This is a genomic window from Paracoccus sp. TD-10, assembly GCF_048270675.1.
GTDB lineage: Bacteria > Pseudomonadota > Alphaproteobacteria > Rhodobacterales > Rhodobacteraceae > Paracoccus > Paracoccus pantotrophus.
The window spans coordinates 1,084,904-1,098,422 of sequence record NZ_CP182418.1; the positions used below are offsets into that span (position 1 = coordinate 1,084,904).

11 protein-coding genes are annotated in these 13,519 nt (G+C 67.0%); 6 read left to right on the forward strand and 5 right to left on the reverse strand.

Features of this window, described 5'->3' with window-relative positions; translation table 11 throughout:
* Positions 1-63: 63 nt before the first annotated feature.
* Positions 64-486 (forward strand): DUF1489 family protein, encoded by a 423-nt coding sequence (locus ACNKFW_RS05330; RefSeq protein WP_147427801.1) that lies wholly within the window; start codon positions 64-66, stop codon positions 484-486.
* Between the two features lie 19 nt (positions 487-505).
* Here ACNKFW_RS05330 and ACNKFW_RS05335 read toward each other — a convergent pair whose 3' ends face one another.
* From ACNKFW_RS05335 to ACNKFW_RS05355, 5 genes are all read right to left on the reverse strand, one after another.
* Positions 506-1,540: a quaternary amine ABC transporter ATP-binding protein gene (locus ACNKFW_RS05335; RefSeq protein WP_024846080.1), complete on the reverse strand. Its 1,035-nt coding sequence runs from the start codon at positions 1,538-1,540 to the stop codon at positions 506-508.
* Positions 1,533-2,420, reverse strand: coding sequence for an ABC transporter permease (locus tag ACNKFW_RS05340; protein WP_418024809.1), 888 nt, complete (start codon positions 2,418-2,420; stop codon positions 1,533-1,535). The genes ACNKFW_RS05335 and ACNKFW_RS05340 overlap by 8 nt, the downstream gene beginning before the upstream one ends.
* A gap of 136 nt (positions 2,421-2,556) precedes the next feature.
* Entirely contained in the window at positions 2,557-3,558 is a 1,002-nt protein-coding gene (locus ACNKFW_RS05345) for an ABC transporter substrate-binding protein (RefSeq protein WP_024844687.1), read from the reverse strand.
* Positions 3,559-4,137: 579 nt separating this feature from the next.
* Positions 4,138-4,908, reverse strand: a complete 771-nt coding sequence (locus tag ACNKFW_RS05350; protein ID WP_024844686.1) for a Bax inhibitor-1 family protein — start codon at positions 4,906-4,908, stop codon at positions 4,138-4,140.
* A gap of 122 nt (positions 4,909-5,030) precedes the next feature.
* Entirely contained in the window at positions 5,031-5,999 is a 969-nt protein-coding gene (locus tag ACNKFW_RS05355; protein ID WP_024844685.1) for an NADPH:quinone oxidoreductase family protein, read from the reverse strand.
* A gap of 179 nt (positions 6,000-6,178) precedes the next feature.
* Here ACNKFW_RS05355 and ACNKFW_RS05360 point away from each other — a divergent pair, with 179 nt between their 5' ends.
* The 5 genes from ACNKFW_RS05360 to ACNKFW_RS05380 all read left to right on the forward strand — a co-directional run bounded on the left by ACNKFW_RS05360 (position 6,179) and on the right by ACNKFW_RS05380 (position 13,494).
* Positions 6,179-6,538: a helix-turn-helix domain-containing protein gene (locus tag ACNKFW_RS05360; protein ID WP_024844684.1), complete on the forward strand. Its 360-nt coding sequence runs from the start codon at positions 6,179-6,181 to the stop codon at positions 6,536-6,538.
* 83 nt (positions 6,539-6,621) lie between these two features.
* Positions 6,622-7,437: a histidinol-phosphatase gene (hisN, locus tag ACNKFW_RS05365; RefSeq protein ID WP_024844683.1), complete on the forward strand. Its 816-nt coding sequence runs from the start codon at positions 6,622-6,624 to the stop codon at positions 7,435-7,437.
* 91 nt (positions 7,438-7,528) lie between these two features.
* The gene (mgtE, locus tag ACNKFW_RS05370) at positions 7,529-8,914 is read left to right on the forward strand and encodes a magnesium transporter (protein WP_024844682.1); all 1,386 of its coding nucleotides are present in this window, start codon (positions 7,529-7,531) and stop codon (positions 8,912-8,914) included.
* Positions 8,899-9,483 (forward strand): 5-formyltetrahydrofolate cyclo-ligase, encoded by a 585-nt coding sequence (locus tag ACNKFW_RS05375; RefSeq protein WP_147427803.1) that lies wholly within the window; start codon positions 8,899-8,901, stop codon positions 9,481-9,483. The genes mgtE and ACNKFW_RS05375 overlap by 16 nt, the downstream gene beginning before the upstream one ends.
* A 393-nt stretch (positions 9,484-9,876) precedes the next feature.
* Positions 9,877-13,494: a vitamin B12-dependent ribonucleotide reductase gene (locus ACNKFW_RS05380; protein WP_147427805.1), complete on the forward strand. Its 3,618-nt coding sequence runs from the start codon at positions 9,877-9,879 to the stop codon at positions 13,492-13,494.
* The last annotated feature ends 25 nt before the right edge of the window (positions 13,495-13,519 follow it).

Sequence of the window (13,519 nt, forward strand, 5' to 3'; positions counted from 1 at the left end):
AGCGATCATGGCGCCGGCGCGCAGGTCCATTGCACCCGCCCGCCGCCGGGCTATATCTGGCGCATGAGCGCGTCCCTGAATCTGATGAAACTCTGCGTCGGCTGCGACGATCCGGCCGAACTCGCGGCATGGCAGAAACACCGTTTCGGCGGTGGCCCGGCCCGCCACGTCACCCGCATGTGGCCCAGGCGCGAGGCCGAATTGCTGGACGGCGGCTCGATCTATTGGGTGTTCAAGGGCGTGATGCAGGCCCGCCAGCGCATCCTGGATTTGCAGGAGGTGCAGGGCGAGGACGGCATCCGCCGCTGCGCGCTGATCCTCCACCCGGAACTGGTGCGCGTCGCGGCCGTGCCGCGCCGGCCCTTTCAGGGCTGGCGCTATCTGCCCGGCACCGAGGCCCCGCCCGACCTGCCGGCAGGACGCGGGGCCGAGCCGGACCTGCCCCCTGAAATCGCCAGGGCGCTGGCCGAGATGGGCCTGCGCTGAGCCGGCCGATGGCGGCGCCTCATGCCCGCTGCCCGGTATATGCGTTGATGGCTTCCTGGAAGGGTATGATGCCGATGGTGCTTCCGTCGGCGGTCTGGACGCGCAGGGCCTGCAGGCGGCTTGCGGCCATGTGCTGGAGGGCCTCGGCGATGCTGGCCTCGGGGGCGATGGCGGCCTCGGGCAGGGCGTCGAAACCGTGCTGGGCCAGCATCACCGCGCCGACCTTCAGCACCTTGCCGCGGTCGACATGCTGGACGAAATTGGCCACGTAATCGTCGGCCGGGCGCAGCACGATGTCCTGCGCCGTGCCCTGCTGGATCACCGAGCCGTCGCGCAAAAGCGCGATGCGGTCGCCGATGCGCAAGGCCTCGTCGAGGTCGTGGGTGATGAAGACGATGGTCTTCTTCACCTCCTGCTGCAAATCCAGCAGCACCGTCTGCATGTCATAGCGGATCAGCGGGTCCAGCGCCGAATAGGCCTCGTCCATCAAGAGGATCGGCGCGTCATTGGCCAGGGCGCGGGCCAGGCCCACGCGCTGCTGCATGCCGCCCGAAAGCTGGCTCGGGTAGCTCTTCTCGAAGCCGGCAAGGCCCACCCGCTCGATCCAGCGCATGGCGGTGCGATAGCGCTCGGCCTCCGCCATGCCCTGCACCTCCAGCCCGTAGGCGGCATTGTCCAGCACCGTGCGATGCGGCAGCAGGCCGAATTTCTGGAACACCATCGCGGTCTTGTGGCGGCGGAAGGCGCGCAGCTCGTCGCGGGACATCCCGACGACGTTGCGGCCCTCGATCACGATCTCGCCGGCGGTGGGCTCGATCAGCCGGTTGATGTGGCGGATCAGCGTCGACTTGCCGGAACCCGACAGGCCCATGATCACCTGGATGCTGCCCGGCGCGATGGAGATGTTGATGTCGCTGAGCCCCAGCACATGGCCGTGGCGGGCCTGCAGCTCGGCCTTGGTCATGCCGGCGCGCACCGCCGCGACATGGGCCTGGGGGTCCGCGCCGAAGATCTTGTAGAGGTTCTTGATCTCGATGCCGATGGGATCAGTCATGGCTGGCCTCATGGTGTTTCTGCAGCCGCTTGCCCCAGGCCTGGCTGATACGGTCGAACAGGATGGCGATGCCGACGATGGCGAAGCCGTTGAACAGGCCCAGGGTGAAATACTGGTTGTTGATGGCGCGCAGCACCGGCTGGCCCAGCCCCTGCACCCCGATCATCGAGGCGATCACCACCATGGCCAGCGCCATCATGATGGTTTGGTTGATGCCGGCCATGATGGTGGGCAGCGCCAGCGGCAGCTGCGCCTTGACCAGCTTCTGCCAGGCCGAGGAGCCGAAGGCGTCGGCCGCCTCCAGCACCTCGGGATCGACCTGGCGGATGCCCAGGTTGGTCAGCCGGATCATCGGCGGGATGGCATAGATCACCACCGCGATCAGCCCCGGCACCCGGCCGATGCCCAGCAGCATCACCACCGGGATCAGGTAGACGAAGCTGGGCATGGTCTGCATGATGTCGAGGATCGGGCTGATGATCCGCTGCACCCGCTGCGAGCGCGCCATCAGGATGCCCAGCGGCAGGCCGACGGCGATCGACAAAAGCGTGGCGGCCAGCACCATGGAGATGGTCTTCATGGTGTCGTCCCACATGCCGAAGAGGCCGATCAGCACCAGGGTGGCGACCGAGCCGATCACCACGCGCAGGCTGCGGCTGGCGCCCCAGGCCAGGCCGGCCACGACCAGCAGGATCACCGGCCAGGGCGTGCCCAGAAGCAGCCGTTCGAACCAGATCAGCAGGCTCTGCAGCGGGCTGAAGAAGCCTTCGATCAGGTCGCCGTAGCTGCGCGTGAAGCTGCGGAAACCGTCGTCAATCAGCCGCTGGAGATCGCGCAGCCAGGTGCTTTTCAATTGGGGAAATGTGGTGAGCCAGGTCATGGGATCCTCGCGCAAGGGCTGGGTCAGGGCCGGGGCGGCATGGCAGGGCCGGCACCGCCGCGGCGGCCGGCATCGGGGGAGTGGCCGGAGAAATGGCCGGGCGGGATCGGCCCGCCCGGCCGCGGCGCGGCCGCGATCAGAGCGCGGCCTTGATCCTTTCGGCCGCTTCGGGCGTGACCCATTCGGTCCACATCGCCTCGTTCTCGCGCAGGAACTGCCGCGCGCCTTCCTCGCCCTGGGCCTGGTTCTCGGTCATCCAGGCCATCAGCGCGTTGACGGTGTCGTTCGACCAGGACCGCTTGGACAGGTAGTCCATCACCTCGGGCGGGGCGCTGTCGGCGAAACCCTTGGCGACGACGGTCTGCACCTTGTCGGCCGGCCAGTCGTTCTTCTTGGGATCGGCGCAGTCGGCATTCGAGGTGCAGTTCTGCCATTCGTCCATGTCGAGCGGCACGCCGTGCTCGAGCTTGACCATCTCGTAGCGGCCGAGCAGCGCGGTCGGCGCCCAGTAATAGCCGACCCAGCCCTGCTGGCGTTCATAGGCGCGCGCGATCGAGCCGTCGAGCCCGGCGGCCGAGCCGGTGTCGACCAGGGTGAAGCCGGCCGCCTCGGCGTCGAAGGCCTTGTAGAGCTGGCTGGTGATCACCGTGCCGCCCCAGCCGGCCGGGCCGTTGAAGATGGCGCCTTTCGAGGGATCCTCGGGATCGGGGAACAGGTCGGGCCGCTTGAGCACGTCGTCGATGGTCTTCAACTCGGGATTGGCATCGGCGAGGTATTTCGGGATCCACCAGCCCTGGACGGCGCCGTCGGTCAGGATGTCGCCCGTGACCACGATCCTGTCCTCGGCGAGGCCCGACTGGATGACTTCGGGCACCAGGTCGACCCAGCCCTCGGGCGCGATCTCGGGCTGGCCCTTTTCCACCATCGAGGTCAGCGTCGGCACCGTGTCGCCCTGGATCACCTCGGCGCGGCAGCCATAGCCGTTGTTCAGGATGAAGGCATCCAGCGCCGCGGCCAGCTCGGCGCTTTGCCAGTTCATGCTGGCGATGGTCGGGCTGCCGCAATCGGCCCAGGCAGTGCCGGCCAGCACCAGAAACGGAAGCCCGGCAACAGTCCCGTGAAAGAAGCGTCGTTTCATCGTTATCTCCCTGTTGCGACAACTATCCTCCGCTCCCCGGCGCGTCGCTCCAACCGGGGGCTCTTTGGGCAGGAACCGGGTTCCTGCCGGTCGTCATCCTGGCCTGCGGTTGCAGTTCGGGCAATGCGATGCTTGCCTGGCAAGGCGCCAACCGGCAGCCGGACGTGTTCATGCCGCATCATCCCCGCCTCGTCCTGTCCCGGATGCAACGATAGCGGCACATCTTGCGACAATATCGTCAGCCGGACCCGGATCCGCGGTTGCAGTCTGGGGCGCCATGCCGGCCTGGCATTCCGGGCTTGGGCCCCGTGCATCGTCGCGGCAAGCGGCTGGCCCTGTCCGCGCAAGCAGGATCGCCAGCCATTCCGATGCCGGCATCGCCGGATCTGGAGGAGAGGATCGCGGTCCGATCGCCTCGATCGGCCGACCGTGAAGGCATGCCAGGGGATCGCCATGGGCTTTTGCATTCCGGTGTTGCGAGGGCCATCGCGGCGCGCGGCCGCTCCGCGCAACAAAAGGCCCCGCCAGGCATCATGCACCGGCGGGGCCGAAAAGGGAAGCTCCGGGATGCTTCCGGTCTTATTCTCGGTTGCCCAGGAATTGCAGCAGGAACATGAACAGGTTCAGGAAGTCCAGGTAGAGCTGCAATGCACCCATGATCGCGGCCTTGCCGAGGAAGTCGCGGTCCGAATTCGCCAGTTGCAGATAGGTGTTCTTGATGTTCTGCGTGTCATAGGCGGTCAGGCCGGCAAAGATCAGCACGCCGATCACCGAGATGGCGAATTGCATCGCGCTGGATTGCAGGAAGATGTTCACGATCATCGCGACGATCAGGCCGATCAGGCCCATCATCAGGAACGTGCCCATCCCCGACAGGTCGCGCTTGGTGGTATAGCCGTAAAGCGACAGCCCGGCGAAGGCGATGGCGGTGATCAGGAAGGTCTGGATGATCGAGAAGCTGGTATAGGCCGCGAAGATCCAGCTGATCGAGATGCCCATCACCGCGGCGAAGGCATAGAACAGCGTCGTCGCACCGTGAACCGACAGCCGGTTCAGCGCGGCGCCAAAGGCAAAGACCATGACCAGCGGCGCGAACATCACCAGCCATTTCAGCGGCGACAGATACAGCGTCTTGCCGAACTCGGTCAGGTAGTGGCCATTGCCCAGCGCCCATTGCGTCGGCGTGTCGGACAGCGCAAGGCCCGCCATGCCCCAGGCGGCGCCGGCGGTCACCAGCATGCCCACGGCCATCAGGCCATAGACCTTGTTCATATAGGCGCGCAGGCCCTCATCCACGGCAGCCGAGCGCGTCGCGGTCCCGGCCGTGCGGATCGAATTGTAGTCTTGCATAGGTTCTCCCCGGTCGAAAATCGCGGTGCGGCCCGCATGGCCGACCATCCACGCAGATATTGGCAAAGCACGCCGGTTTTTCAATGCAGAACCGGCGGTTTCGGCCCTCGCTGACGAAAATTTCAGATGCTAACGATCACCTTGCCGGTCGAGCGCCGGCTGGCCAGCAGCTCATAGCCTTCGGCCAGCCGCTCCAGCGGCAGGGTGGCGCCGACATGCGGGCGCAGGCGGCCCTGTTCGTAAAGCGCGAAAAGCGCGGCGATGTCCTGGCGCAGCAGCGCGGGGTCCAGCTTGCGATAGCCGCCCCAGTAAAAGCCGTGGATGGCGATGTTCTTGACCAGCGCATGATTCAGCGGCAGGGCCGGGGGCTTGCCGCCGGCAAAGCCGATGACCAGGAAGCGGCCGCCGGGGTGCAGGGCACCGAAGGCTGCCTCGCCGGGCGCATCGCCGACCGGGTCGTAGACGACATCGACCCCGCCCAGATCGCGCAGCGCGGCGCGCAGGTCGGGACAGGTCTCGCTGTCGATGCAATCCGAGGCGCCCGCCGCCCGCGCCACCGCCAGCTTGTCGGCCCCGCGTGCCACGGCGATCACCCGCGCGCCCAGGGCGGCGCCGATCTCGACCGCCGTCAGCCCGACCCCGCCCGCGGCGCCCAGAACGGCCAGCGTCTCGCCCTTGCGCAGGCCCGCGCGCAGCGTCAGCGCGAAATGGCTGGTGCCATAGGCGATCAGGAAGCCCGCCGCCTCGTCATAGCCCATGGCGTCGGGGATCGGGTGGCAGCTTTCGGCGGGAAACAGGTTGGCCTCGGCCATGGTGCCCTGGCCTTGCACGACGACGCGAGTGCCCGGCGCCAGGGCCACGCCTGCGCCCGCCGCCAGCACCTCGCCCGCGCCCTCGAGTCCGGGGATGAAGGGCAGGGGCGGGGTTTCCTGATACTGTCCCTTCGTCATCAGCAGATCGGCGAAATTCAGGGCGGCCGCGCGCAGGCCCACCAGCACCTCGCCCGGACCGGGCGCGGCAAGCGACAGGCAGCCCGCGACGGGAGAACCCGACATTTCTTTGATTTGCATCATTTTCCAGGTCGTCTTCATGATTCCTCCCGGCGCGTTCCGCCTGTCCTTTTCCCGGCTTTTTTCCATGTTTTCGGGGGGTTCGGCCAGAGGCTTTCGGTGCCCGCAAGCGATTGTCTTTTTGGACAAGTGGCCATTATCGACCTCGAAAATTGCGCCGTTCTGATGTAGCGCCCGTTTAGATTGAGTGAGGTGTTACCATGAAACATAACGTGGATGTCCATGTCGGAAAGCGGATCCGCCATCGTCGATGGATGATCGGCATGACCCAGCAGCAGCTGGCCGAAAAGGTCGGGATCAAGTTCCAGCAGATCCAGAAATACGAAACCGGGATGAACCGCGTCTCGGCTTCGCGGCTTTGGGACATCGCGCGGGCGGTGGATGTCCCGATCAGCTTCTTCTTCGAGGGGCTCGAGGATGGCCAGGTCCAGAATTCGGTCGAGGGCGACATCCTGGCCGACAAGGAGGCGCTGCAACTGGTGCGGGCCTATTACGCCATGCCCGAGGCGCAGCGGCGCCAGATCTTCGAACTCGCCCGCGTGCTGTCGGACGCGGCCTGATCCAGACCTGCCGCGTTCCGGGGCTTTCGCTTGCGGGATACTGCGGCTAAACCTGCGCCCGAAGCAGTCCGCGGGGGCAGGTCATGACAAGCGCGAACAAGACCAATCCTGTCGAAGAAGCCGAGCGGATCGTGGCCGTGGCGCATCGTCTGGCCGATGCGGCGCGGGCCGAGACGATGAGCCTGTTCCGCAGCCCGGCCCTGCGGCCCGACAACAAATCCGCGACCGGGTTCGATCCGGTGACGGAAGCCGACCGGGCCAGCGAGCGCGCGATGCGCGCCATCCTGGCCGCCGAGCGGCCCGAGGACGCGATCCTGGGCGAGGAATACGGTGCCCAGGCAGGGCGAAGCGGCCTGACCTGGGTGCTGGACCCGATCGACGGCACCCGCGCCTTCATGGCCGGGGCGCCGAGCTGGGGCGTGCTGATCGGGCTCAGCGATGCGCGGGGGCCGATCTACGGCATCGTGGACCAGCCGCATCTGGACGAGCGGTTCGAGGGCGGGCTGGGCCATGCCCGGCTGATCTCGGGCCGCGGCACCGTGCCCTTGCGGGCGCGCCGCGGCGTCGCGCTGGCACAGGCCACGCTGATGACCACCTATCCCGAGGTCGGCAGCCCCGCCGAACATGCCGCCTTTTCCCGCGTCGCGGCACGGGCGCGGCTGGTGCGCTATGGGCTCGACTGCTATGCCTATGCGCTGCTGGCGGCCGGCCATGTCGACCTGGTGATCGAGGCCGGGCTGCAACCCTATGACGTGGCCGCGCCCATCGCCGTGGTGCAGGCCGCGGGCGGGGTGGTGACCGACTGGCGGGGCGGGCCGGCGCATGGCGGCGGCACCATCCTGGCCGCGGGTTCACAAGAATTACATGCCGAGGCGCTAGCCCTGCTCAAGGACGATTGAGACCCCGGCGCGGGCCCCCTATGGTGCGCCCCTATCGAACTGCCCCGACCGCCATCCTCGTCGCAAGACCCGAACCCCGAGGAGCCAGCCGATGACCGAGCCGCGCGAAACCGACACGGATGCCCCCGAAGCCGATTTCCAGCTGAGCCGGCAGGACATCGACGCGATCAACAAGGCCGTGGACGACGGCGACGGCCCGGCGCTGGATGCCGCGCTGGAGCCGATGCACGCCGCCGACATCGCCGACCTGATCGAGCAGTTGACGCCGGCGCGCCGGCGCGAGTTCCTGCATCTCTATTCCGGCGAGATCGACGGCGAGATCCTGTCCGAGATCGACGAATCCATCCGCGACGAAGTGATCGAGCAGCTGCCCCGCGAGGTGGTGGCCGAGGCGGTGCGCGAGATGGACAGCGACGATGTCGTCGACCTGATCGAGGACATGGAGGAGCCCGAGCAGCAGGCCATTCTGGCGGCGCTGGACGAATCCGACCGCGCCGCCGTCGAACGCTCGCTGACCTGGCCGGAATATTCGGCCGGCCGCCTGATGCAATCCGAGGTGGTGACCGCGCCCGAACATTGGAGCGTGGGCGAGGCCATCGACTTCCTGCGCGCCGAGGAATGGCTGCCCGACCAGTTCTATCACGTGGTGCTGGTCGATCCGCGCCGCCATCCGACCGGCTATGTCACGCTGGGCAAGCTTCTGGCCTCGCGCCGCGAGGTGCTGTTGCGCGACATCACCGAGGACAGCTTCCGCACCATCTCGGCCCGGCAGGACGAGGGCGACGTGGCCTATGCCTTCAACAAGTATCACCTGATCTCGGCCCCGGTGGTCGATGACGACGACCGGCTGGTCGGCGTCATCACCATCGACGACGCCATGTCGGTGCTGGACGAGGAGCACGAAGAGGACTTCCTGCGCATGGCCCGCGTCTCGGATGACAGCCACGTCTCGGACGGGCCGTTCCAGACCGCGCGCCAGCGCCTGCCCTGGCTGGTGATCAACCTCTGCACCGCCTCGCTTTCGGCGCTGGTGATCTCGCGCTTCGAATCGACGCTGGCGCAGTTGGTGATCCTGGCGGCGCTGATGCCCATCGTCGCCTCGACCGGCGGCATCGCCGGCACGCAGTCGCTGGCCGTGGCGGTGCGCGCGCTGGCCACGCGCGAGCTGACCAGCGCCAATGCGCGCCGCGTGATCCTGCGCGAACTGATGGCGGGGATGCTCAACGGCCTCGGCCTGGCGGTGATCCTGACCCTGGCCGGCGCCATCATCCTGGGCAGCTTGCAGATCGGCCTGGTGCTGGGCATGGCGATGATCGCCAACCAGGTGGTCGCGGCGATGGGCGGCGTGCTGGTGCCGCTGAGCCTGAGCAGGCTGGGGCTGGATCCGGCGCTGGCCTCGGGCACCTTCGTCACCACCATGACCGACATGATGGGGTTCTTTGCATTCCTTGGGCTGGCTTCATGGATACTGGTCTGAAGGCCGCTTTGCGCCAGGCGGCTCTGGCGGCGCGCGCGGCGGGCGGCGACGATGCCGCGCTGACGTGCCATCTGATCGCGGCGCTGGCGCCCCATCGCGGCAGGGTGCTGGCCGGCTACTGGCCGATGCGGGGCGAGGCCGATCCGCGCCCGGCCATGGCCGCGCATCAGGGGCCGGTCTGCCTGCCGGTGGTGATCGGCCCGGCCCAGCCGCTGGCGTTCCGCGCCCATGGCGACCGGCTGGAGCCGGGCCGCTTCGGCACCCTTCATCCCCCAGCCGATTCGCCGCTGCTGCGCCCCGAGGTGCTGATCGTGCCGCTGGCCGGCTTTGACCGGTCCGGGCATCGGCTGGGCTATGGCGGCGGATTCTATGACCGCACGCTGGCCCGGCTGCGTGCTGAGGGGGCGGTGGTCGCCATCGGGCTGGCCTACGCGGCGCAAGAGATTCGCGCCATCCCCGCCGAGGCGACCGACCAGCCCCTGGACCTGATCGTGACCGACCGGGGCGTCATCCTGCCGCAGCCGGAAAAATCGCGAGGCGCGAGTGCGGGAACGAAATTGCAACCTTGATGCCTTGCGACTGGGGATAAGCCTGTGGAAACCGGGTGAGCGGCCGCAAGGAACCCCGCCAGATCGCTTGGCTTTTCGCCGCCGGCCGCCAAGGGGCAGTTGTTAACAGTGCATTTGCAGCGAATCTCGCGGCGCCGCGAGGGTCGGAATCGGTGGCGAAGTCCAGCGAAAATTTTGATTGAAATGCGTCCTGTCTCGGGTCAATTTGTGGCCCAGGCCCTCGGTGCCACCAGATCTTGTGTCTTTTTCGACAGGTGATCCGGTCCGGCGCCGGGGCGAAGATCAGGAAAAATGCTTCGGGGTGCCGTGCGATCCGGCCGCCTGGGCCCGTGCTTGGCGCGGGCGGCGGCGGGCGGCATGCGGTCCTGTTGCGGATGACGGGGGACAGTCAGGATGCGGATCGAACGGCGCTTCACCACGGTCGAGAGCGGGGCTTACGGCGCGCTTTCCTTTACCACCACCAGCAGCGAGATCCGCAACCCGGACGGCACCGTCGTCTTTCGCAACGATTCGGTCGAGGTGCCCCAGGGCTGGAGCCAGGTCGCCTCGGACGTGATCGCCCAGAAATACTTCCGCAAGGCCGGGGTGCCGGCGCGGCTGAAACGCGTCAAGGAAAAGGGCGTGCCCGAGTTCCTGTGGCGTTCCGTCCCCGACGAGGCGGCGCTGGCGGCGTTGCCCCAGGAGGCGCGCTTTGGCGGCGAGTCCAGCGCGCGGCAGGTCTTCGACCGCATGGCCGGCGCCTGGACCTATTGGGGCTGGAAGGGCGGGTATTTTTCGAACGAAGAAGACGCCCGCGCCTATTACGACGAGATGCGCTTCATGCTGGCCAGCCAGATGGGGGCGCCGAACAGCCCGCAATGGTTCAACACCGGCTTGCATTGGGCCTATGGCATCGACGGCCCCGGCCAGGGCCATTTCTATGTCGATTACAAGACCGGCAAGCTGGTCCGGTCGGACAGCGCCTATGAACATCCCCAGCCGCATGCCTGCTTCATCCAGTCCGTCGCCGACGACCTGGTGAACGAGGGTGGCATCATGGACCTGTGGGTCCGCGAGGCGCGGCTTTTCAAATACGGCTCGGGCACGGGCACCAATTTTTCGTCCCTTCGAGGGGAGGGCGAGAAACTGTCGGGCGGCGGGAAATCTTCGGGGCTCATGGGCTTCCTGAAGATCGGAGACCGCGCAGCCGGCGCGATCAAATCGGGCGGAACGACCCGGCGCGCGGCAAAGATGGTGATCTGCGACATGGATCACCCCGACATCGAGCAGTTCATCAACTGGAAGGTCATCGAAGAACAGAAGGTCGCCTCGCTGGTGGCGGGTTCGAAGATGCATGAGCGCGAGCTGAATGCCATCTTCGCCGCCATCCGCGGATGGGACGGCAGCGTCGAGGATGCCACCGATCCCGCCCGGAACGCCGCGCTGAAGGCGGCGATCCGCGGGGCAAAACGCGTGATGATCCCGGAAACCTATATCAACCGGGTTCTTCAATATGCCCGCCAGGGCTTTGATTCGATTGAGTTCCCGACCTATGATACGGATTGGGACTCGGAAGCCTATGTCTCGGTCTCGGGGCAGAACTCGAACAACTCGGTCCGGGTGACGGATGCCTTCCTGCGCGCCGTGCGCGACGACCTGCCCTGGGAGCTGGTGCGCCGCACCGACGGCAAGGTGGCCAAGACCGTCTCGGCGCGCGAACTCTGGAGCCAGATCGGCCATGCCGCCTGGGCCTGCGCCGATCCGGGTATCCAGTTCCACGACACCATCAATGCCTGGCACACCTGCCCCGAGGACGGGCCGATCCGCGCCTCGAACCCGTGCAGCGAGTACATGTTCCTGGACGACACCGCCTGCAACCTGGCCTCGATGAACCTGCTGAGCTTCTGGCAGGGCGGCGAGTTCGACGCCGACGGCTATGTCCATGCCTGCCGGCTGTGGACGGTGACGCTGGAAATCTCGGTGATGATGGCGCAGTTCCCCAGCAAGGAGATCGCGCAGCGCAGCTATGACTTCCGCACGCTGGGCCTGGGCTATGCCAATATCGGCGGGCTCCTGATGAACATGGGCCTTGGCTATGACAGCGACGAGGGCAGGGCGCTGTGCGGCGCGCTGACCGCGGTGATGACCGGGGTGAGCTATGCCACCTCGGCCGAGATGGCAGCGGAACTGGGGCCGTTCCCCGGCTATGCCAAGAACGCCCAGCACATGCTGCGGGTGATCCGCAACCATCGCGCGGCGGCTTATGGCACCGGCGCCTACCAGGGCGTGAACGTGGCCCCGGTGGAACTGGATGCCGCGAACTGCCCCGACCCGCGGCTGGTGGCGCTGGCGCAGGGCGCCTGGGACGAGGCGCTGACCCTGGGCGAGGCGCATGGCTATCGCAACGCGCAGGCGACGGTGATCGCGCCCACCGGCACCATCGGGCTGGTGATGGATTGCGACACCACCGGAATCGAGCCCGATTTCGCGCTGGTGAAGTTCAAGAAGCTGGCCGGCGGCGGCTATTTCAAGATCATCAACCGCTCGGTTCCGGCGGCGCTGGAGGCGCTGGGTTACGGCTCGGCCCAGATCGAGGAGATCATCGCCTATGCCGTGGGCCATGCCAGCCTGGGCAATTGCCCCGGCATCAACCATGCCAGCCTGGTAGGCCACGGCTTCGGACCGCGCGAGCTGGAAAAGATCGACGCGGCCCTGGCCTCGGCCTTCGACATCCGCTTCGTCTTCAACCAGTGGACGCTGGGCGAAGCCTTCTGCCGCGAGACCCTGGGCATCCCGGCAGAGAAGCTGAACGACCCCGGCTTCGACCTGCTGCGGCACCTGGGCTTTACCCGGGCGCAGATCGACGCCGCCAACGACCATGTCTGCGGCACCATGACGCTGGAGGGCGCGCCGCATCTGGACCCTGCGCATTACCCGGTCTTCGACTGCGCCAATGCCTGCGGCAAGAAGGGCACCCGCTACCTGTCGGTGGACAGCCATATCCGCATGATGGCGGCGGCGCAGAGCTTCATCTCGGGCGCGATCTCCAAGACCATCAACATGCCGAACAGCGCCTCCATCGCCGATGCGCTGGCCGCCTATGAGCTGAGCTGGTCGCTGGGCATTAAGGCCAATGCGCTTTACCGCGACGGCTCCAAGCTGTCGCAGCCGCTGGCCTCGGCGCTGGTCGAGGACGACGAGGAGGCCGAGGAGATCCTGGCCAGCGGCAGCGCGCAGGAAAAGGCCGTGGTCATCGCCGAGAAAGTGGTCGAGAAGATCATCGTCAAGGAGGCGGTGCGCAGCCATCGCGAAAAGCTGCCGCAGCGTCGCAAGGGCTATACCCAGAAGGCGATCATCGGCGGGCACAAGGTCTATCTGCGCACCGGCGAATATGACGACGGCAAGCTGGGCGAGATCTTCATCGACATGCACAAGGAAGGCGCGGGCTTCCGGGCGATGATGAACAATTTCGCCATCGCCGTGTCGGTGGGCCTGCAATACGGCGTGCCGCTGGAGGAGTTCGTCGACGCCTTCACCTTCACCCGCTTCGAGCCGGCGGGCATGGTCCAGGGCAATGACAGCATCAAGAACGCGACCTCGATCCTCGACTATGTGTTCCGCGAGCTGGCCGTGTCCTATCTGGACCGCACCGACCTGGCGCATGTGAAGCCGCAGGGCGCGCGCTTCGACGACCTGGGCGGCGGCGAGGCCGAGAGCCAGCCCAATCTCGCCCCGGTCAGCGAGGGCGCCTCGCGTTCGCTCGAGATGCTCAAGCAGATCAGCTCGACCGGCTATCTGCGCAAGCGCCTGCCGCAGGATCTGGTGGCGCTGCAATCCGGGGTCTCGGTCGCGGCGGTTTCGACGGTCGAGGCGGCGACGGCGGTCGGCGTCGTGGCCATGGATGCGCGCGCCAAGGCGCGGATGCAGGGCTACGAGGGCGATCCCTGCGGCGAATGCGGCAATTACACGCTGGTCAGGAACGGCACCTGCATGAAGTGCAACACCTGCGGCGCGACCAGCGGTTGCAGCTGAGGCGATCCGGGTCCGGGCGCAGCGC